Origin of the sequence: Desulfovibrio inopinatus DSM 10711 (assembly GCF_000429305.1) — a bacterium.
Taxonomy (GTDB): Bacteria; Desulfobacterota; Desulfovibrionia; order Desulfovibrionales; family Desulfovibrionaceae; genus Alteridesulfovibrio; species Alteridesulfovibrio inopinatus.
Window position 1 is genome coordinate 1 of sequence record NZ_AUBP01000020.1, and the last position, 22,466, is coordinate 22,466.

The following is a 22,466-nucleotide window of genomic DNA, read 5'->3' on the forward strand; positions in this document are numbered from 1 at the left end:
CCCAAAATACGTCAAGAACGTGCCCGAAATGCGGACACACATCAAAAAACAACAGAAAGACTCAAGCGAACTTCGCTTGTGTTGAATGCGACTACACTGCGAATGCAGATTTTGTGGGCGCTTTGAATATTTTGACGGCTGGGCAAGCCGTGTCAGCCTGTGGAGTGGGAAAGGCTCAAGCGCCCACGTTGAAGCAGGAACCCGCCAAAAGAGCCGTTTAACGACTCTGTTTGGAATCCTCGGCCTTCAGGCCGGGGAGGATGTCAAGACGCCAATGCTGCATTGCGGATAGCTTCTGTCTCCACAGGAGGAAGTTCGGCTTCAAGCTGGTTAAGAATCTGCATGGCGACATCTTTGTTTTGCGGTGATGTCGTGGAGTTTTGCCATTTGGTGAACCAGTAATATGCTGCTTTGGGATCGTTGGGGGCGCCTTCACCAAGATAATAAATTACCCCGAGATAATAGGCGGCATCATCAAGGCCGTTTTGGGCCGCCATGGCGAACCAGTTGACCGCCGCGATATAGTCGCGAGGAATGGCGCCTCCGAAATAGGTGAGGAGCCCCAACCTGAATTGCGCATCGCGTTGGCCATTCTTGGCGGCGAGCGTGTACCATTTGATGGCATTCGTGAAGTCACGTTGAGAAAAGAGGGTCACTCCAAGTTGGAATTGTGCTTCGCTATCGCCGTGCCGGGCCTCGTTTTCCAATTTTTCCAAATCGGACAGGGTTCTGTGGCTGGACGTGGGGGAGCAGGAAGCCATGGCAACGGATTGCCGATCCAGCAAGCAGGGGGCATTATCATCATATCCAACGGGGGCCAAAACTCCCATGGCGACGAGAAAGATACATGTCGTTATGCCGGTGAATGCCGTACTTCGGATGCCGAATCGTGAATGTTGTGCCTTAAACCGTGCCATACTTTTTCCCCTCACGCTGTATTACGTATCGCGATTGTGGATCGCTTAACCGACAGTGTTGTCCTTTTTGGACACTGAACTCGTTTTTTCCAAGACAGACATCGCTGTTGCGACCATACCGGCCGTATCCGTCAGGTTGGCGGGAAGAATCATCGTGTTGGTCGTGCTGGCCAGCTTACCAAATTCTTCGATATATCGTTCGGCCACACGCAAGTTGGCTGCGGTAATGCCATCTCCCTGAGAAATAGCTTCAGCCACTCTGGCAATGCCACTGGCTGTGGCTTCCGCCAGAAGTGTGATTTCCTGAGCCTGTCCTTCAGCTTCGTTGATGCGTTTTTGTTTTTCGCCTTCACTCATAGCGATGGCTTCCTGACGCAGGCCTTCAGCCCGATTGATCCGGGCCTGTTTGTCCCCTTCGGACCGGGCGATTTCGGCGCGTTTTTCCCGCTCAGCTTTCATCTGAGCTTCCATGGAAGCCATGACGGTATCGGGCGGAGTGATATCTTTGATTTCATAGCGCAAGACTTTGACGCCCCAGCTTTGAGCGGCTTCATCAACAGCTTTGATGACCTGGTAATTAATCGCATCGCGTTCTTCAAAGGTCTTATCGAGATCAATTTTGCCAATAGCCGATCGCAAGGAGGTTTGGGCAAGCTGGGTGGCGCCGATCTTGTAATTGTCGATGCCATACGCCGATAATTGACTGTCGATGACCTGGAGATAGATCACCCCGTCAATGGCGACACTGACATTGTCGCGGGTAATACAGATTTGTGACGGGATATCCATGACTTCTTCTTTCAAGGAGCGGGCATACGCGACCCGATCAATAAATGGGATGAGTATATGAAAGCCCGCGCCGAGAACATTGTGGAATTTACCCAATCGTTCGACAACGTATTCTGATTTTTGAGGGACAACGACGGCGGTTTTCACAAACAAGACGACAACAATAACCGCCAAAACGATGAACATGATGATTGGGCCTTGCAACAGGGCTGTCATGACAGGGACTCCTCCGTTTGAATGCGTGATGCAGGGGTAACCTCAAGTGTCAGGCTGTCATCCAAACTTTGGCCAAGGATGATGGCGTCGTCTCCAGGAACGAGCTGTGTATCGGCGACGGCCTGCCAATAACTTCCTCTGAATTTGACTTCTCCGCGGTGGTGTGGGCCTATCTTTTTGGTGACCTGGGCGGTTTTTCCCACGATCTCATCAATATAGCGATCTGGTGCCGGTTTGGATACGCCGCTGAATGTCCGCAGAAAGAAGCGACGTAAACCAAACAAAGCAAGCAAAGAACTCGTAATGAATATCGCTAACTCCACCTCAAGCCCCGTGCTGAAGAGCGCACTGAACAGGGCTGTCGTCCATGCTCCAATGCCGAAAAAGATGACAATGAATCCCGGCATCATCATTTCGGCAATAAGGAAGGCTGTTCCGACAAGGAACCATATAAGATAATCGCTCATATTCTTTTCATACCTCATTTAAAGACAAGAGCAAGAGAAATAACACACCTTTTGTCCTGTCGGAAGGTGTATCTCAGCTGAAAGACATGAGATTAGCCAGACCGATCATTGAAGCCGATGACGTTATGGTGTTGGCGTATTGTCAAATGACTGCTGGGCTTGGCGTTCCATTTGTTCCACTTTCTGGAGCTGTTCCGGCGTGAGCAGTGGTGTGATACGTTCATAAGTTTCATTTCGCAAAGACTGTAAATCATTTGCTATTGTGGCGGTATTTTCTCCCGCTTGATAAGCTGTATAAATTTTGTAGGCTTTGCTCATTTGTTCCGTCATGATCGGAGCCAAAGCGATTTGCTGTTCAAACGTCAGGTTGAGGTCGGCAAGCATCGCGGTGATGGCGTTGATTGTAGCATTGGCGGCTTGATCAGCGCGATCCGTATCAGGGGCAGCCGAAAAGGCTGTGGAGACGCCGACACTTATGAACAACAAGCAGCCGAAACATACCAACCGAAATCGGCGAAAAAATAATCTCATGATACTCTCCATTCTTATATCGCAGGGATTATGATCCGTTGTGGGGTTTGAGTCATGGTAAAAAAAAAATTATTATGCAATATAAAATGCAACTTCTGGCTTTGACAAGTCGGTTGATGGACAAAGACGAAGTATCAGAAGCGAATTTGTGCGTATTATAGCCTTAACACGGTGAGAAGATAACCAATCATGATCGAGGGCGTCACGATGAAGTCGGTCATTGTGTCGAAAAGATGGAGATGGAATGTGGTTTGGGGAGGGAGTCTGGGTATTCTGACGACCACCTCGGCATTCGCAGCGTCTTCTCAAAATGAAGGAGCACATTTCGTCGACATGATATTTTTTCCCGGTTTTTGGCTGGTTACCGGAGTGTGCATTTTTATTATCGGATTATTCAGTCTTGCCTTGTTTTCTCTCTCCCGCCGCCTCGGCCAAAAACAAAGACAATTTGAAACAACCCTTGAGCGAGTGCCGTTGGGAGTTCTCTGGTTTGGAATCGAAGGTGATATTCATGATGTCAATGACGCCATGGTTGAAATGATGGGGCATACCTCTCCTCAGAATTTAATTGAAGAGCGTCATGGCATTATGCAAAGCCTGTTTGCTTCCATTGATGGATACGCCGTCTTTATGGATATGCTGAAGCAACAGGGACGATTCAGCGGCGCCGATTTGATGTTGCGACGCAACGATGGCGTTGTTTTACGTATGGAGTGTACGGCATTTGCCGAATCCTCAAAATATTCTTCCACGAGGTTTCAAGGTTTTTTCCGCAATGTGACCCTGTATCGGCGCGAACAGAAAAGTCTTGTTGATAACACCAATCGGTTGGAGTTGGCATTGGGAGCAGCCAATGCCGGCATTTGGGACTTTTATCCGGGAACGGACAAGGCTTCTTTTGATAATCAGTGGTTCATCATGCTGGGTTATCAGCCCGATGTCTTCGAACATACGTTTGATACGTGGATCGATTTGATTCATCCTGATGATGTGCATGAAATGACACGGAAGCTGGATGCCTACATCAAGACGTCTGCTTCGGGGGTTTTTGAAACTCGATTTCGCATGAAGGCCGCATCCGAAACATGGCGATGGGTACTCTGTACAGGGAAAACTGTTGCCTGGGATGATAGCGGAAAGCCAATCCGCATAATCGGGATCAACCTTGATATTCACAAACAGACTGTTGCTGAAGAACACATTCGCGTCTCGGAAATGACCTATCGTGAATTGTTCAATGCATTTCAAGATTCCATCCTCTTGCAGGAGCCGGGGACCGGGATCATTCTTGATGCGAATAAAACGCTTTTAGAACGATTTGCCTATGAGTCGCTTAAGGAGTTGCGGGGAGTTCGATTTGAGGATTTGAGCGCGGGGATGCCTCCTTATGGTCGTGCAGAGGTCGAAGCGTTATTGCAGTACACCCAACTGGAAGGTCCGCAGCATGTCGAGTGGCTCGTTCGAACACGCCACGGTGACTTCTTTTGGGCTGAGGTCAAAACCAAGATCGTTACTCTACTCGGCGAACGCCGAATTTTGGTTCATCTGCGCGATATCAGTGAAAAGAAACAAGCCGAGGTTGCACTTCGTGAGTCCGAAGGGCTGTTTCGGGCAATGTTCGACCAGACTGTCCAATATATGGGACTGCTGGGCGTCAAAGGGCGTATACTCAAAGTCAACCGGGCTCTGCTTGAGTTAGCCGGAGTAAGAGCCCAAGATGTGATAGGGTTGCCTTTTGCGGTTGCTCCGTGGGTTCAGCAGACCAGTGAAAGCCAGGAATTTATTGATAGAGCTATTCATGAAGCCAGTGAAGGGATCGTCGTTCAACGTGAAATCATTTTCGTCGACCAGCATGACCAACAACACATTGTGGATTTTTCACTCGCTCCATTTCGTGGCGATACCGGGAATATTGTTTCTCTTATTGCCGAAGGCCGCGATATGACGGATCTGCGCAATGCATTGCAGGCTCTTAACGTCAATCGTAAACAGCTTGAGATGACTCTGGAAGCTGTGAATGCTGGTATTTTTGAGCTGTATCCCGAAAGCGACACCATTGAATGGACAAGGGGATGGCGAACGGCTCTTGGATATGACGAACAGGAAATTGGTGCCGACTTGGCACACTGGAATTACTTGGTGCATCCCGAAGATCGCGTTCGGGTCGTGAATCATTTCTTTAATGCCGTATCGTCCGCATCTCCTGGGGAGATATTTGAAATAGAATATCGCCTTCAGTGTAAAGATGGTCATTATATGTGGGTGAAAACGAAAGCCTTGAGTTCCTCCTTCAATCTTCAAGGAGACGTTGTGCAGGTGCAGGGCATTACGTACGATATCCAACAAGATAAGGAAGTCCAGGCACGTCTCAGGGCATCGGAGAAAAAATACAAGGAAATTTTCAATGCCGGAGCAGAGGCCATTGGTGTTATCGATCCCAACAACTTTTCGATTGCCGAAGCCAACTCCGCTTTTATCGACATGTTCAACCTCACGGTACATACGCTCTATAATCAGCACATAACCGATTTGTTCGCCGTCGCTGCCGATGGAACGTGTCCTCCTGTGGATGCGCTGGAGCAGAGTCATGAAGGTGGCACTCTATCTTTTCAAGGTCAGGGGAAAACTGCAGAGAAGACATTTCTCGTTGAAGGAACCGTCAAAACCGTCGCCCTGGACGGAAAGCTTCAGTTTTTGCTTGTGGTGCGCGATGTCACGGAACGACGGCGTCTTCAAGAGATCATGATCCAATCGGAAAAAATGCTTTCAGTTGGTGGTTTGGCTGCTGGAATGGCGCATGAGATCAACAATCCGCTCGGCGTCATTTTGCAAAGCATTCAGAACGTCATTCGTCGATCGAAGCCCGGAACAAAAGTTGGTGATCAGGCTGCCAGTGCATGTGGGCTTGATTTCGATACACTCCGTTGCTTTCTCAATTCAACTGGTATTGATGAAACCTATGAGGATATTCGAGGAGCGGGAGTGCGAGCCGCAAAGATTGTTGAAGATATGCTCTCGTTTAGCCGGAAGACAGATTCGACGTTGAACAAATGTTCTCTTCTGGAAATCACTCAGCGAGCCATTAATCTGGCGAAAGCCGACTATAATTTAAGAAAGAAATATGATTTCAAGAATATTGATTTACAAATTGATCACGAAGATGATCTTCCAAACATTCCGTGTCTTGAAAATGAAATCGAACAAGTCATTTTGAATCTCCTTCGGAATGCTGCTCATGCATTAGCTGAGTCGGGGCCTGAGCATCCGAGCATTCATATAACGATTCGACAGAATAACGATGAGATTGAGCTCCAGGTGTGTGATAATGGGCCAGGCATGTACAAGGATGTGGCTCGACGAATTTTTGAGCCGTTTTTTACAACTAAAGAGGCCGGAACAGGCACGGGACTCGGGCTGTCGGTCTCGTATTTTATTGTGACGGAACGACATGGAGGACACCTCTCCGTTACGACCGAACCGGGAGAAGGGAGCTGTTTTCTTATGTCTCTTCCGATATCGCGAGAAACTCGTCGGGACATGAATGGCGCCATCTCTCATCTCACGACGAATGAAGAAAAGCCCGTTTAAGTTTTTTTCTCTGGCAGCATGGTATCTCGTGACGTCATCAACAAACAGACCGTGATACATTCTTCGATTGCTTTGTCATCAGATGGAGCCATCTCCGCCACCAGATCGTAGAGTACGGAACCATAGACGAGAAGCGAGGACTCTTTCGATATAGAGCGTTTTTTAGTGAAAAGGAAGAATGCCTCCGGCGGATTAAGAAACTTTTTGGAAAAAGTTTCTTAATAATCTTCAAAAACTTTAAATGGTTACAGTACGACTTGAAATGAACGGTATATCTGTCGGAATTTCAAGTTGTTCAACATAAACGATAACCGCTCTAGATGATGGCGGTTTTTGTTAAACCCGCTGGTTGTGAAGAAAAAAACCGACGTATCACCAGATACGTCGGCTGAGTTGTTTATTGCATCCGTCGTTAGCTTAGAGTTTCCATATGGATCGACACGGAGCTCAGTCATGGGATTGAGACATTGTATTACACATCTTCATCAATACGGTCGGTAGCAGGTTCCGGTTGCGGTTGTTTTTCTCTCAGAGTCTTGGCTTTGAGGACAAGATCGTCACGGAGTTCTTTTGCGGCACTGACGAAATCGATACCACCGGTGATTTCATATACCGGAGTATTTTGAAGAACCTCCAAATAGTCTTCCGGTGTAAAAAAGTCGGTGTCAGGCAGATTTTGTCCATCTTGCTCAATGAATATGCCCGGCTGCTTGATAAATGCCTGGAGCAGGTGGGGTTTTTCTTCAAGATTGACCGGAACGATTTTCGCGGGGGCATCGATACGATCCCAGGTAAGAATGCCCACAGCGGAGAGGTTGGCTGCAAGGCGCTGACGTCCGTGTCCAAAACAGGATTCAATGGACGCATCATACTTTTGTTCAAGCGTCCAAAGTTCGTTTTCGGGGACAGCTTTGAAGCGAATAAACTCTTCGGGAGTCAAAAGCCGATGGAGATGCTCATTATGAAGGATGGTACCCGGGTTGACGCGCGGTAATTTCGTCGAGCCAAAGAGGTACGGCCCATCGTCTGCCGTCGTGATAACGGCTCGGTCGTTGCTGATAAAGTCGACATCATCGTCGTGCATCATGGTCAAGGCGAGGCTTGACTTCCCTCGACCGGCCAGGCCGGCAAGCATGAGACCTGCTTGGTCTACGGCAACGGCAGACGCATGACACAACACGCCACCCAGGCCAATTTTTGCGTTGAGAAAACGAAAGTTGAGAAAGTTGACGATTTGATCCCAGTTATCAAGACACGGCCCAGCCGCGATATTGTACTTGGCACTGACGAAAAACGTCATATCTGTTCGAGTTTTATGTACAATGCGGCTATAAAGGAATCGTACCCACTCTTCCTTGACCTCTTTCCCAGGATCAGGTCGACGCGGAGTGTACTTGAGACCGAGCCGGACCGGTACGGATTCCACGGCCGCCAAATGGAGCAATGGCGTACGGTCATCATCACGCATAAACGGATGGAGATAGTCGGCCAACTTGGCAAGCAGTGTTGCATTGTTTGTACTGATGGCTGCAGGCAGACCGCCCAAATCAAGGTCAAGTTGGAGCGGCAAGGGCGTCGAGGCCAAAAGGCCATCGGCCAGACGGTTGAACGTCTCCTGTGTCAGGGCCTTGGGGATGGGAAACTCTGCTGAACTATCGGGCGACATGGGGGCTCCGGGTGTCGAAGGTCAATAGACAAGCACGTCTTTGGGAAGCACAAATTCATGCATGGGGCCTGTATGCTCTAGCATTTTCTCCATGAGATAGACGCCTCGCAAAAACATGTTGCGGGCGAATTTTCGATTGAATTCAAAACGGGTCGAGGTGATGAACGATCGTATGAGCCCCAGAGCGAGGCGAGCTTCGAATGTGCTATCGCCGTGCTCTTGAGCAAATCGGCGGGCAAAATTCAGAAATGTTTCAATCACGCTCGACAGGCGCAAACGCATTGCACGATCCGTCAGGGGAAGACGGAAATTGGAGACAAGGTAGACAGAAATGTCCTGGATATAATCGGAGTCGCAAGATCGGTGGAGATCAATGTAGTGAATGCGTTGCTCACCATGATTGTACACAATATTATTGATATTGAAATCTCCGTGAATAAACACCGAAAACGGAGCACACAGCGTCTCTTCCAATTGGGAGACCTGGTCGATCATGCTTTTGACAGAGTTGATTTTGACTCCACTGAGCCCCATGGACGGCGTCTCAAACAAGGGATGCAGTCGAAAGACATCAGGCAATCGCGAGCGCAATTGCTTCATGGGGTGAGCACAGATCGATTGAGGCTTCATGGTTTGGGACCACAAGATGCCTACGGTCTGACGAATGATGAAGTGAGCGTTCTCCAGAATATCATCGGTGGCGGAAAGCACAATTTCCTGAAACGTGCAGCCAGAGAGATATTCGACAAGCATGGATGCCGATTCTCCGTTGACCAGGAATCCTTGAATACGGGGCGGAAGTCCTGGGAGAATGGTTTCCCATGTTTCGATATTCAGTTTTTCCTGGGTGAGCTTGGCGGCATTCCCTTCTTTGAAAATAACCCCTTGGCTATGGCTCCCGTCTTCCGATCCTTCCACTTTGCCAATGCGACAACCTGAACGCGTTCCCCAAATGGATTGAAACTCCCCGCGAGTGATGGGGACGTTCATTCCTTTGCCTTTGAGGGTATCACTGAGGGCTTGATATTGGCGTATTTTAAATTTTTCACCGACGGCTGCAAAGAGGACGGCTTCCCCGACATTCTTCAGGGTATCGCCCATGCGTTCGAGATAGCGCAAGATGTTGTGCGCCGTAATGCAGTCGTTGGGTGATTCGCCTTTTCGCAGGTCATCCATGACCTGGTCGAAGTTTTCTTTGAAAAGTTCATCCAACGTGTATTCGCATCGGCAAATACGGAACGCGAGACCGATGTTTTGTTTAATCAAGGCATCGACAACGTGATTGAGACCGGCCTGGACTTCATCAAAAAACGCCTGACAATTGTATCGTCGTAAGAATCCGATATCAGAGAGATACTGTGTCTGATTAACGATGTTGACAGCATGGTCGGCCATACGTTCAAGGTTGTTGGTAACGATATTGACAGCGCGAATGAAGTCGGTGGTTCGTTTGTCCGTATACGTGCTGCCATGAACGCGAGAAAAACAACTATTTTCGATAACGCTTTTCAGGTTGTCGATGTAATCGTCGCGGGATTCAATTTTCTCTCGTAATGATCGGTCTTGGCGTTCCAACGCGATACGTGTGTTCTCTACTTGCTTGGTCACTTCCATGACCATGAAGCGAAAGTTTTCTTCAACGGATGTCAGAAATTTCATGGTGTTTCGTTATCCTTTTATGGAAAGCGAATCATCCGTTAAAGGTTCTTCTTCTGTGCCTTCACGCCAGCCGAATTTAAGATTGAGCTTCATACGTCCTTCACGGTTTTTTGCTTCTACAACAAATTCGACAAGACCAAGTGGGGACATGATGAGTTCGGCATCCTTACGGGTAAAAACGATATGTCCGGAATCGAATCCATCGGCCAGTGCCCGGAGATATTCGGCCATATTTTTTCTGTCTTGCAACGACTCGTACTTGAAACGATCACCCTTGCTCATCCAGTGGACTCCTTTGCGGTCTATGACAGACGTTCCTTGTATTCTTCGATGGCTCGTTTTCTATTAACCCCGTACATAATGAGACTTTTGCGAATGGCTGGATCATCCCAAGCTGGTTGATAACCGATTTCACGAGAGGCTTTTTCCGGCTTTTGCTCTTTGGGGTTCTTTACTTTCTCGCTCATGTGGCAGTCATCGCCCATGAAGATGAGCAAAGGACGTTTGACGTGCCAGCCGCGTTCATTTTGTCGGGTCACGACATTGACGAGGAATTCGGTATACCGTTGGGACTGCGGATTCCAGACTTCGTATCCGTCGACATCGTAGTTTGCCAATAAAATGGGCCAGAATTGTTCGGGGTGGGGAATGACGACACCGGCCCCGATGCTTCGAGCTTCTTCAATGACTTGAGATGCTTTGTAGAAATAGGCAAGAGAAAAATGCTCTTTAACAATGTCTTTGACGGCCTTGATGAAGACCTGCGCACGATTGATCAACCAGTCGCCATAAAGTTCGCGCATGGCATCAAAATAGTTACGGACAAGTTTATTTTTGATGGCATCTTCGGGAATGTCGGCTTCTTTTTCCATGAGAATCTGTTTGATTTTCCCGGCCTGGATGCGGACAAACTCAACAAGTTCTTCATTGGTATTTGTTTTTCCGGCAGCGAGCTGACGTCGGTCTTCAAAAGCCGGGTCGACCAGGCTTTCAAGAAATTCAAAAAGCTGTGAGGAACGGTACAGAAAGGTATGCTTGAGCATAGCCTGAAGTGTGTCGGATTTGACAAGGTTCTCTGTTTGGAAATGAAGCAGTAATTGGACTTTCCTGTTGAACCCGCTGGAATAGCAATCCACCTCCACTCCGCTGTATCCGTCATAGTCCAGGATAATGTTGTGCTGAGTCGGAATGATAAGGCTATCTTTGGCATTGGGAAACATGTTGGCGATGCGGCGCTTAATGAGGTGCATGGGGACAAATTCAGGATGCCAATGCACCGCCAGAACATATTCTTGTCTGGGATAGATCGCCGGAGGATTGACAATGAGTTCTTCTTGTTCCGGTGTAAGTTCGGTCGACGTAATGGTGGCAAAGGCATCATAGTCCCATTGCTCAAGATCACGTGGGATGTCATCGAGGTTGACTTCAACACATCGACTTGGTTCGTTTTTGGCAAGTACTTCCATGTCATCTCCCAAACCTTGCTGGTGAAATAAAAATCAGCCGGAAGAGTGTAGAGACGTCAATCCGGCAGGAGAGTCTGTAATTACAGAGGGTATTCTACGTTGTCGTACGAGGAAATGCAAAGTCGGAAGCCATTGAGTGTGGTGTATGGCATCCGAAGAAGCAGGTCTCAAAAAAATCCCTTTATCTTACCATGAGACGGATTCTTTTGTGTGACGATTTTGTGGAGATTGGAAGATTTATAATTAAGTAAATAAAATTAATGATATAGGCTTGGTGTTAGTCGTTGTCAGCGTCATCAATGAGTAATCCCATGATAAGCCCATAGAATGCGTCAGGACGAGAGCTGGCGTCGATGCTTGTATATACCCAACCGAGATGGATATTGCATTGTCGGCAGAGCGTCGCCTGCCAGGCGAACCCAGGAAACCACGTAAATTCCGTTGTTGTCACACCAACACCGACACACCCTGGGGCTTGAGAAAAAAGACCGATTTCAAACATCTGCCCGTGTGGATTGAAAAAGACATGGCGTGATGCTCCAAACAGAGCGATGGCACTGGTACCAAACGTTATGACATGGCCGCACATTCGGCAACGGAGACGATGCCCTCCTTCTATGGTGAAGTCGTCTTCCTTTTCTTTCCATAACTTCGTGACGTGTGGTTTTTCATTCGTGTCGAAGAGAATGGTTTCACATTGGCATCGTTGAAGAATCATCACTTCACCATGCTTTTGCTTGCGGTACGTGCGATGCGAGCCAACCTCGGGAGATTTCCCTTTCGGAAGGGGCGCATAGACATGCTTTTCTCGCATCATGAAACCTGCTAGTTTTTTTAAAAGCGTTTCATCAGGAAATGCAGACTTTGCACAGGAGTTTACCGTGTCTTCCGACTTACAAAGAGACAACAACGTCAAGCAAAACGATATGGAATCGGCGGCTTTGCTCGCAAGCCAGGATAAAGATATCATTGACCAAAGTATTATGTCGCAAAAGGAGTCTCCCGAACGCCCCAAATATTATGTTGGCCTTGGAGCCTCGGCTGGAGGACTCGAAGCACTGCAGGCGTTTTTCTCCAATATGCCACCGAATACGGGGATGGCGTTTGTTGTCGTACAGCATTTGTCCCCGGATTTTAAGAGCCTTATGGTCGAATTGTTGTCGAAGCATACAGAAATGCCTGTTGTTCGTACAACAGATCGAGTCACGATCAAACCGAATACCATATACCTGATTCCGCCTAAGAAAAACATGGAGGTGTACGGGGGGAATCTATATCTTTCCGAGCAACCGGATCGGCATTCGTTAAATCTGCCAATAGACGTGTTTTTCAATTCGCTTGCCGATGATCGAGGCGAGAAGGCTATTGCCGTGGTGCTCTCAGGTACGGGCTCAGATGGAACCCGCGGTGTTCGCGCGATCAAAGAGGCCGGTGGGATGGTTTTTGTGCAGGAGAGCGATTCGGCGAAATTCGATGGTATGCCGAAAAGCGCTTTGGCGACGGGGGTTGCCGATGTTGTCCTTCCTCCGGAAAAGATGCCTCAGGCTCTTATTACATTTGCCTCGCATCCGTTTGCTTCCAGAAGTCTCCCAGGACAAGAAACTTTGAGCCATGAAGAAAATGGTTTGAAACGACTCCTTAACGTGTTGCACAAAGCGACGAAAGTTGATTTTTCACATTATAAGCCAGCCACGGTTGTCCGACGTATCGAACGACGAATGGGCATTGTCCAATCTCGAAGTTTGGAGGACTATGTCGCACTGATCAGCTCTGATCCAAAAGAACTCTCCATCCTGTTCCGGGATCTCCTTATTGGAGTAACACGTTTTTTTCGAGATAAAGCGTCCTTTAATATTCTGGCGACTACGATTATTCCCCAAATATATTCGAATGCTTTGGATCGGGGCTCGAAGGATATCCGTATCTGGGTGCCTGGTTGTTCAACAGGAGAAGAAGCCTACAGCTTGAGCATGCTGTTTCATCAACACAAGAAGGATATTCAATCGGATATTGAAGTAAAAATATTTGCTACGGATATCGATCAGAATGCCATCGAGCGGGCCGGGGTGGGGCTTTTCCCGGAGAGTATTGCCGCCGATGTGGATACCGCTTTTCTTCAGAGCTTTTTTGAAAAAAATGGCGCGTATTATAAAGCGCAACGTTTTATTCGAGAAAGTATTGTTTTTGCAGCGCATAATCTTATTAATGATCCTCCATTCACCAAACTGGATTTTATATCCTGCCGTAACCTTCTTATTTATCTCCAGCCCGTATTACAACGTCGTGTGTTGTCTGTTTTTAATTATGCTCTTCTGTCTAATGGCTATCTTTTCCTTGGATCGAGTGAAAGTGTTGGAGAATTCAGTGAAGCCTTCACAACGTTTAATCCAAGACATCGCATCTATCAACATAACGGGAAGGGGACATTACCACTTCGTGATTCGATTGTTGAACATGGTTCTCAGCCATTCTCTTTTTCCTTTGACACTATCTCTGAACGAAACGATCGATATGCAGCGTCACGAGTTCTAGAACGTAATGAAGCATACTATCATGCGTTGATTAGCAAAACAGCACTTACCGTGTTTGTCGTTGATGAAAATCGACGTTTGCTCCAGTCTTTTGGTGATGCCAAATTATTTTTGGACTTTCCTCCTGGGAATATAAATCTTGATATTTTGACCATGTTACCCAGAGAATTGTCTTTGGCTGCTTCGTCCGGGTTGCATAAAACAGCAAAAGAACGAAAGCCAGCTCATTATATGAGTATTCGCTGCCGTATCAATGATGTTTTGAACCTTGTTGATTTGACTGTTGATTTTATGCATGACTCAATAGATGATTCAAATAGATTTCTGATTATTATTGAGCGCAGTCGTGAAGCGACTTCAGATGAATCTAAAGACGATAGCAATCAAGATCAAAGTCGTTCAGATAAACGTATTGCTGATCTTGAGCAGGAAGTTCAACTTACACGAGAGAACCTTCAGGCAGCTATTGAAGAATTACAGACATCGAATGAAGAGTTGCAAGCAACAAATGAAGAATTGTTGGCAGCAAATGAAGAACTTCAAAGTACAAATGAAGAGTTACAATCGGTCAATGAGGAACTGAATACCGTCAATACGGAGTATCAAGAAAAGAATCTTGAATTGACCGCGTTGAATAATGATATCAAAAGTCTCATGGAAAGCACGGAGATCGGAGCGATCTTTTTGGATCGCGATTTAAAAATTCGAAAGTTTACTCCGGCCGTGACGCAAGTGATCAAGCTCATTAACCAGGATGCGGGGCGTCCACTGACAGATTTATCGAGTGTCGTGCTTGGCGATATTGTTACCGACATCGAACAGGTGATGAACACTGGAGAAATGCTTGAACGTAATGTGGATATGGAGCTGCGGTCCTATATTTTGCGTGTTCTTCCGTTCCGTAACGATCGTGGAAAAATCGAAGGTTCGGTGATTATTCTTATCGACGTCACGAAACGTCGCCGGGCGGAACAAGCCTTGAAACGGCAATTTGAATTTCTCGAACGTATTCTTGCCAACAGTCCTTCGGCACAAGTTATGGTTGATCAGCAAGGGGCTATTGTGTTTGCCAATGCCAATGCCTTGAAAATATTCAACCGTTCACGTGAAGCCTTACTTGGTTTGCAGATTGAAGATCTTAAACTTGCCGTCAAAGATATCGATGATGTTCCTTTGGAGCAGGAGACGTCGCCGTTTACGTTGATCCAAAAAACACGCGATAAAATCGAACGATACATTGTCTCTCTTCCTGGTGAATCCGGTGGAAAAACAGTATACAGTGTTACAGGAAGTCCTCTGTTTGATGCTGTAGGAGAGGTTGACGGTGCTGTTCTTTCCTTTGAAATTATAGCTCATGATGCATAAGGGATCGTATCATGGATGTCCCCACAGTATTGATAATTGATGACGACGAAACCAACCGGAAACTCATTTCACGTCTCTTGGTGCGCAATGGTTTCGAGGTGCAAACAGCATCTTCAGGACAAGGCGGTCTTGAGATTTTGGCGAACGTCCCTGTTTCCGTCGTTTTGCTTGATATCGTGATGCCCAAAGAGCACGGGCTCGATATTTTGCAGCGTATCAAAGACAACCCTGCTTTACGTCATATTCCAGTTGTTATGCTTTCCATTGTCGAACATGAAAAGACACGAAATCAGGCTTTTGCTCTCGGCGCATGCCGATTCATGGAGAAACCCTACAATCTGCGTGAAATCTTATCGGTTTTACGTGAAGTCCTCGACGAACATCCTTGTCGAGGCACCTCATCTGCATGACTTCGACAAAGAATATTATGACTGCCGCCGTGGTTTCAACGGCGTTAGCATGCCTCCTCACAAGCGGAAGCATTCTTTTTTATTTACACCACACCACTTTGGAGTCGCACAAAAAGGAATTGACGCACCTGGTCTTGAGTAGTGCCTCCCTCATCAAGGCTGCGGCCCGCCTTCTTCCTCGCGATGCTACCGGGGGACCATCCCCCTCCGATGCGCGTTTGCTCCAGGCGGCTTCGGCAATCGTGAACCAATCTGGAGGCGCGCTCACGGACTTTGGTGATACCGGAGAGTTCACTCTGGCTGAACGGCAAAATCAGGACATGGTTTTCTTGATGCGTTTTCGGCAGGATCGTATGTCAAGTGATAGTCATATTCCATTCAACAACCATTTGGCCGAACCAATGAAACACGCCCTTGCCGGCGAAACTGGTACTATTATCGGGCCGGATTACAGTGGGCGTATTGTTGTCGCCGCATATACCGGATTGGGCTCATCCATAGGACTTGTCGCCAAGATGGATCTTTCAGAGATTGAGGCGCCGTTCTATCGTATTGCCGTCGTTGCTGGGCTGGCTTGTCTGGCTGCAATTTGCCTTTCAGCTTTTGTCGTGCAGACACGGCTTGGTCCGCTTTCAAAACAAATGAAAGAAAAGATAGCTGAACTTGCAGCGAAGGATGAAGCACTTGCTCGAAGTGAACAGTATTATAAAGATTTATTCGAAAACAATTCGGCGATTAAATTGTTGATCGATAAAGCAACGGGCTCGATCATTGATGCCAATAGTGCGGCAGAGGCTTTTTACGGATTTCCACGCGAAACGTTACTGAAAAAAACAATATATGATTTCAACACGATGGAAGAGTATGCTGTCAATGCTTCCATGGAAAATGCCGCGACATCCCGGAACAGACATTTTGATTTTACCCATAAAACTGCACATGGCCTGCGTCACGTGGAGGTGTATTCCGGAAAAGTGGAATCTTCCTTTGGTACTCGACTCTTTTCTATTATTCATGACGTTACGGACAAGGTCGAAGCATGGCGCAACCTGATGGAGAGCGAACGGCGCTATCGCACTACCTTTGAGCTCTCCCAGGTCGGAATTGCACATATTAGTTTGAATGGAAGCTGGATATCGGTCAATCAAGCATTATGTCGTTTACTTGGATATGAACGCCATGAATTGATGCAAAAGAGTGTGACCGACGTCGTCTTTCCGGAAGATCGTGAAAGCCTTTTGGCTCTCAATCATGATCTTGTGTTTGGTCCTCCCGGCGGATGTGGGGTCAAAAGACGGTATCGAGCAAAAAATGGTCAGGAAATTCACGCAATGTTGAATGCTGCGTTGGTCCGTGATTTTGCCGATCATCCCGAATACCTTATACACGTTATTTCAGATGTGACCGATCTGGAGAAAAGTCGAGCACTACTTGTCCAGAACAACGCCAAGCTTCAAACCGCTATGCATCGTCTTGATGAGTTTGCGTTCATAGTCTCTCATGATCTGCGTGAACCATTACGTGGACTGAGCAATTATGCGCAGATGTTGGCAGAAGAATATGGCTCGTCGCTTAATGACGACGCCCGTGATATGCTTGAGACGATGGTGAAGCTTGCTCGTCGGCAGGAAGACATGATTATGGCTGTGCTTCACTATTCACGTGTAAACAATGCTGAATTCACCCCCGGCTCCGTTGACTTGGAACATGCTTTGGACATAGCGCTGGCCGATCTTGCGTCGCTCCTTGAACGCTATCCTACAACAATTCGGCGAAACAACCGGCTTCCTGTTGTTGTTGGAGACGAGGCGTTGCTTGTAGAAGTTTTCAAGAATCTTATTGCAAATGCTATCAAATTCAATAACAAGAGTGAGAGGTGGGTAGAAGTCGATGGTATGCATGCCGAGAGTGGTGCCTTTGTTGCGATGTTTGGAGAACGAGGGAGCGGAGTGGCCGTGCTGGTACGAGATAATGGATTCGGTATTGATCCTGAGTTTCAAGAAACTATTTTTGGATTTTTTAAACGGTTGCATGGTAAAGAAGAGTACGGTGGAGGAAGTGGCTTGGGATTGACTATCGTCAAGAGGATCGTTGAGCGTCACGGAGGTAGAGTTGGACTCCTTTCTGAACCGGGACACGGGAGTACCTTTTACTTCACGCTTCCAGAGTAAAATCATGAGCTCTGAATCGGGTCGATCCGCCAATACATCGATTGTGCTTGTCGAAGATAGTCCGGAAGATGTTCGAACTGTACTCTATGCTTTGAAAAAAGCAGAGAATACGCATTCGCTTCAAATTCACATCTGTGGTTCAGCCAATGAGGCTTTGAAGTTACTCGAAGACACTCCATCTTCTCAACACCTCGCTTTCCCTGCGCTCTTGCTCCTTGATCTCAATTTACCTGGAAAAAATGGTTTCGAGTTGTTGCAGAATATTAAAGGCGATTCTCGCCTATGTCATATCCCTGTGATTGTATTTTCAGGATCGGATAATGAAGACGATATTCAGCGTTCGTATACACTTGGGGCCAATAGTTATATCCAGAAGCCAAGCGATATGAAGCGTTTTGTTGCAACAGTAAGGGGATTTCTTTCCTATTGGCTTGAATTCGTGAGGCTTCCGTCAAGACAGAATTGAATTGCAACAGAGTGAGAAGTACATTTTCCACAGTGAGTAGATGCTGGAAAGGGTTTGCCCATGCAGAAGAAGATATATGATATATTACGCCAAAAAGCAGAACGTATCCTTGATGAACAAGGTGACTCCACACAGGCTGCTGATATGGAGATTAAGACACTCATTGAAGAATTCAATATCAACAAAATTGAACTCGAAGTGCAAAATGAGGAATTGCGTGAAGCTCGCGATCGGCTCGAATCGTCGGAGCGCTACATGCGAAATTTGTTTGCAAGCGCACCTGTGGGGTTTGCCGTGCTTGGTCCGTCCGGCGTTATACGTGAAATCAACACGGAAGGAGTCCACTGTCTTGGCTTGAGCAAGGATTTTCTACTCGGTCAGCGGATACAGTCCTTTGTTCCGCCCGAGCATCTGCATGAATTCACTTCCGTATTCAAAGGACTTGGGCCGAATAAAACGACTGGAAGCATTGAGCTGATGCTGCGTACGCACACGGGCAACTCGTTTTGGGTTCGTATGAATTTTATTTATGACGAATATGGAGGAAGTCCGTTTGTTTTGTGCGCGATGGTCGATCTGAATGAGAAACGCATGGCTGAAGAGGCTATGCGAAATATCAATCAAGAACTCGAAACGACCGTGACGTTGCGAACACGAGAACTCGCCGAAATCAACAGCCAACTTCAACGAGAAGTCGATGAGCGCCGCGCTGCACAAGAAGTGGCGGAACAGGCCAATCGAGCCAAGAGTCAATTTTTGGCTAATATCAGCCATGAAATTCGTACGCCTTTAAATGGCAATCTCGGCATGATTCAACTTGCGTTGTTGAGTTGCAATATGCCGGAAGAAAAAGAATTTTTGGAGCAGGCATATAAGTGCGGTCAGGAGCTGCTGAGTTTGATTAATGCATTGCTCGATTTTTCAAAAATGGAGCAGGGAAAAATCGAAATTGCGGCACAGCCCTTTTCGTTATTAAATTTGATTAATGAAGTGACCAGTCAATTGCATGCTGCCACTGAACCAAAAGGCCTTGTTATCAAACACTATATCGATCCCGGGCTCCCCGATCGTCTTGTCGGCGATGAGGGGAGGTTACGGCAAGTGATACGCAATCTTCTCGAAAACGCATGCAAATTTACGGAAGTGGGCTTTATCCGTCTGGAAGCTTCGCTCCTTCGCCTCGACGCAACCGAGCAAACGGCCACCGTGGCGATTTCTATTGAAGACACAGGTATTGGTTTTAATCCTGATTCTCTAGAACTTATACTCAAACCATTCACTCAACTCGAAGATGAGTATACGCGAAAATATCCAGGGACCGGGCTTGGATTGTCTATTGTCAAGACGCTTTTGGATTCTATGCAAGGAAAATTGTCGGTAACAAGCACCCCAGGACAAGGCTCTCGTTTTACCTTTACGCTCACGATGCCGTTGGCTCAAGAGCAATCGCCAAGTCGTCGCTCTATGAGAATGGAGCCCCCAATACACGAATTCGTTCCACCTTTGCAGGTGCTTGTGGTTGAAGATAACCCTGTGAACAGCCAAGTTATAGTCAATATGGTCTCTACACTTGGCCATGCTGCCCAAATAGCCACAAGCGCTGAAGATGCACAGGCGGCCCTCAAGCAAACTCCATACGATGTCGTCCTTATGGATATTCAGCTTCCCTGGACCAATGGAACTGAAATAACGCGACGACTCAGAAAAGGGGAGCTTGGGGAAATCAATCGAAATATTCCCATCATTGCTGTAACTGCGCATGCCATGAAGGGCGACAAAGAACATTTTCTTGCTTCGGGAATGAACGATTATCTTGCCAAGCCTGTCGATCTGGAAAGTCTGAGGTTGGCCCTTGAAAGCCTGGACAGGAAACCGTAATCAACATGGGGGAATGGCAATCACAGAAAGGAGTCCAACCCATGCTTTTCTCACGCGTGCTTCTCGGATGTATGAGTGTTTTCTGCATGGTGGCCGGATTGGTCACGATGCCGAATCTGATCCATGCACAAAATACTGAGAATCCTTACCGCGTCCAACGTTCGCACACTTCAGAACCCCAAGATATGTTGTCCCGTTTACGCTTGCTGGCCGAAACGGGGGATGGCGATGCCTGTTACACACTAGGCGCGAAGTATATCAATGGAGATGGCTTGCCGCAGGATTATAATAAAGGCGTGCAGTGGCTGAAACTGGCTGCTGAAAAAAATAATGCCTTTGCCCAATTCGATTTGGCACGAGTCTACCTCGTTGGCTTCGGGGAATTTAAGAAGAATAAAAAAACGGCCTATTTTTGGGCCAATTTAGCCGCGGCACACGATACGCTTTCCCCGCGCGAACTTGATAAGGCGATGAAACTTCGTAATCTTGTTGAAGACGAGTTGACCGAAGATGAGGTGAACTCCACGCAAAGTGCAGCCACCGACTGGTTGGAGCGGCACAAGGCCAATATGCCGTAATCGATACGTGATCAGTTTGTATTGGTATCGGCAGTCTGAACATCTTTTGGAATGATATTTCTTTTTTCCGCGCGGGTTGAATTTCAGTGTTCACTCCCCTATGTATACGGCAACGTCAGGAATATATTGATTTGCGTAGCCTTTCGGCTGCATTCGCCCCTCTCAAGAGCAAGGAGGCTTCATGAATATTCGCGCCAGTGGCGTTTTGCTTCATATCACGTCCCTTCCATCCCGCTTCGGTGTTGGCGATATGGGACCGCAAGCGAGGCATTTCGCCGATCTTTTGGCCGATGCCGGCCAGTTGTACTGGCAAATTTTGCCTCTTGGTCCCACGTCGCCTGCACTTGGCAATTCCCCCTATGCCGGGTTTACCGCTTTTGCTGGCAATCCACTGCTTATTAGCCTTGAAGACCTTGTCACTGATGGGCTGCTTTCCATTTCCGATATCGGGGCTGATCCACCCGCTCGACCGGATCGTGTCGATTATGAAGCCGAGCTTGCCAGGAAAAGTCGTCTTCTCGGCAAGGCGTATGCCAACGCGGCATCAAGTTTGGAGACACATGATGCATTTCAAGCGTTTTGTCGGGAACATGCTGAATGGCTCGATGACTGGACGCTGTTTGTTTCGCTCAAAGAACATTATAACGGCTTGCCCTGGCATGTTTGGGCCGTTCCGCATCGCGATCGGCACGATGATGCCATTGCGACATGGCGCGAAGAAGCAGCGGAGCGAATTCAGGGGGAGGCCTTTGCCCAATTTTTGTTCTTTCAGCAATGGAATCGATTGCGTGACTATTGTCGCGCACGATGCCTGCGTTTTATAGGCGATCTGCCTATTTATGTATCCCAGGATAGTGCTGATGTCTGGACACACCCGCACCTGTTCAAGCTTGGCGCAAACAAACGACCGACTGTCGTCGCCGGTGTACCGCCCGATTATTTCAGCGCCACCGGCCAACGATGGGGGAACCCTGTCTATGACTGGCCGGCGAACAAAGCCGAAGGCTATGGTTGGTGGACCCGGCGCGTAGCCCATAACCTTACCTTGTATGATGCAGTTCGAATCGATCATTTTCGCGGTTTTGCCGCCTATTGGGAAATTTCGGCGCATGAAGAAACCGCTATTCATGGAACGTGGGTTGACGGTCCGGGGGCGGAACTCTTTGAACTGCTTTCCAGGCGTATTTCTTCCTTGCCGATTATTGCCGAGGATCTTGGCGTCATTACGGCCGATGTGCGGGAATTGAAAAATAGCTTCAACCTTCCAGGGATGAAGATTCTCCAGTTTGCTTTCGGCGATGAAAAACCAAAGCATATTCCCTATCTTCATGATACAAACTGTATTGTCTACACGGGAACACACGATAACAATACTGCACGCGGATGGTTTGAAAGCGAAGCATCACTGGATGAGCGAGAATCTTTTGCAACATATCTCGGACACTGGCCGGAGTCTGAAGATATACACCGTATCTTTATGCGTATGGCTATGCAAAGTGTAGCAAATACGGTTATTATCCCTATGCAAGACATTCTTGGATTGGACAGCGCCTGTCGTATGAACAAGCCTTCCACCTTGTCCAAGAATTGGGAATGGAGGCTGACACGCGATGCTGCAGTGCCGGAAACATTGAAAGAGCTTGCCGAAATGACGCGTTTTTTTGATAGAGCCCCGCTCCTTGTCGGACACGACACGGGAGAACTGCCGAAAGGGTGATGCATAGTCGGTTTCTGCATGACCACGCGTCTTCTGCATTGAGCAAACCGT

At 47.6% G+C, this 22,466-nt stretch carries 18 protein-coding genes; 9 read left to right on the top strand and 9 right to left on the bottom strand.

The annotated features are described in order from the left end of the window. A partial coding sequence (locus G451_RS29160; protein WP_034642123.1) for a zinc ribbon domain-containing protein occupies positions 1 to 221 on the top strand: 221 nt, incomplete at its 5' end. A 42-nt stretch (positions 222 to 263) separates the two neighbouring features. On the opposite strand, the gene G451_RS32740 is transcribed toward G451_RS29160, so the two are convergent. The 4 genes from G451_RS32740 to G451_RS0112440 all read right to left on the bottom strand — a co-directional run bounded on the left by G451_RS32740 (position 264) and on the right by G451_RS0112440 (position 2,920). After that, the gene (locus G451_RS32740) at positions 264 to 917 is read right to left on the bottom strand and encodes a tetratricopeptide repeat protein (protein WP_051261445.1); all 654 of its coding nucleotides are present in this window, start codon (positions 915 to 917) and stop codon (positions 264 to 266) included. A 45-nt stretch (positions 918 to 962) separates the two neighbouring features. Next, the gene (locus tag G451_RS0112430) at positions 963 to 1,922 is read right to left on the bottom strand and encodes an SPFH domain-containing protein (protein ID WP_051261446.1); all 960 of its coding nucleotides are present in this window, start codon (positions 1,920 to 1,922) and stop codon (positions 963 to 965) included. Continuing rightward, positions 1,919 to 2,389 carry an NfeD family protein gene (locus tag G451_RS29170; protein ID WP_051261447.1) on the bottom strand — a complete coding sequence of 157 codons (471 nt, stop codon included), beginning with the start codon at positions 2,387 to 2,389 and terminating at the stop codon, positions 1,919 to 1,921. The genes G451_RS0112430 and G451_RS29170 overlap by 4 nt, the downstream gene beginning before the upstream one ends. A 123-nt stretch (positions 2,390 to 2,512) precedes the next feature. Next, positions 2,513 to 2,920, bottom strand: coding sequence for a hypothetical protein (locus G451_RS0112440; RefSeq protein ID WP_027184517.1), 408 nt, complete (start codon positions 2,918 to 2,920; stop codon positions 2,513 to 2,515). A 189-nt stretch (positions 2,921 to 3,109) separates the two neighbouring features. Here G451_RS0112440 and G451_RS32745 point away from each other — a divergent pair, with 189 nt between their 5' ends. Next, positions 3,110 to 6,508 carry a PAS domain S-box protein gene (locus tag G451_RS32745; protein WP_084448550.1) on the top strand — a complete coding sequence of 1,133 codons (3,399 nt, stop codon included), beginning with the start codon at positions 3,110 to 3,112 and terminating at the stop codon, positions 6,506 to 6,508. Between the two features lie 472 nt (positions 6,509 to 6,980). Here the strand turns inward: G451_RS32745 and G451_RS29180 are convergent, their stop codons facing one another. The 5 genes from G451_RS29180 to G451_RS32750 form a co-directional block, all read right to left on the bottom strand. Next, positions 6,981 to 8,174 carry an HprK-related kinase B gene (locus G451_RS29180; protein ID WP_051261449.1) on the bottom strand — a complete coding sequence of 398 codons (1,194 nt, stop codon included), beginning with the start codon at positions 8,172 to 8,174 and terminating at the stop codon, positions 6,981 to 6,983. A 21-nt stretch (positions 8,175 to 8,195) separates the two neighbouring features. Then, entirely contained in the window at positions 8,196 to 9,833 is a 1,638-nt protein-coding gene (locus G451_RS0112460; protein WP_027184518.1) for a PhoU domain-containing protein, read from the bottom strand. 9 nt (positions 9,834 to 9,842) lie between these two features. Further along, positions 9,843 to 10,115 carry an amphi-Trp domain-containing protein gene (locus tag G451_RS0112465; RefSeq protein WP_027184519.1) on the bottom strand — a complete coding sequence of 91 codons (273 nt, stop codon included), beginning with the start codon at positions 10,113 to 10,115 and terminating at the stop codon, positions 9,843 to 9,845. A gap of 20 nt (positions 10,116 to 10,135) precedes the next feature. After that, the gene (locus G451_RS0112470) at positions 10,136 to 11,299 is read right to left on the bottom strand and encodes a hypothetical protein (RefSeq protein WP_027184520.1); all 1,164 of its coding nucleotides are present in this window, start codon (positions 11,297 to 11,299) and stop codon (positions 10,136 to 10,138) included. Between the two features lie 277 nt (positions 11,300 to 11,576). Further along, entirely contained in the window at positions 11,577 to 12,116 is a 540-nt protein-coding gene (locus tag G451_RS32750; RefSeq protein ID WP_051261450.1) for a cereblon family protein, read from the bottom strand. Positions 12,117 to 12,180: 64 nt separating this feature from the next. Between G451_RS32750 and G451_RS29190 the strand changes: the two genes are divergently transcribed. The 7 genes from G451_RS29190 (at position 12,181) to malQ (ending at position 22,415) form a co-directional block, all read left to right on the top strand. Then, positions 12,181 to 15,195, top strand: coding sequence for a chemotaxis protein CheB (locus G451_RS29190; protein WP_051261451.1), 3,015 nt, complete (start codon positions 12,181 to 12,183; stop codon positions 15,193 to 15,195). Positions 15,196 to 15,206: 11 nt separating this feature from the next. Continuing rightward, entirely contained in the window at positions 15,207 to 15,605 is a 399-nt protein-coding gene (locus G451_RS0112485; RefSeq protein ID WP_027184521.1) for a response regulator, read from the top strand. Next, a complete protein-coding gene (locus tag G451_RS0112490; RefSeq protein ID WP_027184522.1) occupies positions 15,602 to 17,776 on the top strand; it encodes a sensor histidine kinase in 2,175 nt (724 codons plus the stop codon). The genes G451_RS0112485 and G451_RS0112490 overlap by 4 nt, the downstream gene beginning before the upstream one ends. A gap of 4 nt (positions 17,777 to 17,780) precedes the next feature. Further along, positions 17,781 to 18,242 (top strand): response regulator, encoded by a 462-nt coding sequence (locus G451_RS0112495; protein WP_034642126.1) that lies wholly within the window; start codon positions 17,781 to 17,783, stop codon positions 18,240 to 18,242. Positions 18,243 to 18,302: 60 nt separating this feature from the next. Beyond that, complete coding sequence (locus G451_RS29195) at positions 18,303 to 20,120, top strand: PAS domain-containing hybrid sensor histidine kinase/response regulator (protein ID WP_051261452.1); 1,818 nt, start codon at positions 18,303 to 18,305, stop codon at positions 20,118 to 20,120. Positions 20,121 to 20,161: 41 nt separating this feature from the next. Beyond that, entirely contained in the window at positions 20,162 to 20,698 is a 537-nt protein-coding gene (locus tag G451_RS0112505; RefSeq protein WP_027184524.1) for a tetratricopeptide repeat protein, read from the top strand. 181 nt (positions 20,699 to 20,879) lie between these two features. Continuing rightward, complete coding sequence (gene malQ / locus G451_RS29200; protein ID WP_051261453.1) at positions 20,880 to 22,415, top strand: 4-alpha-glucanotransferase; 1,536 nt, start codon at positions 20,880 to 20,882, stop codon at positions 22,413 to 22,415. The last annotated feature ends 51 nt before the right edge of the window (positions 22,416 to 22,466 follow it).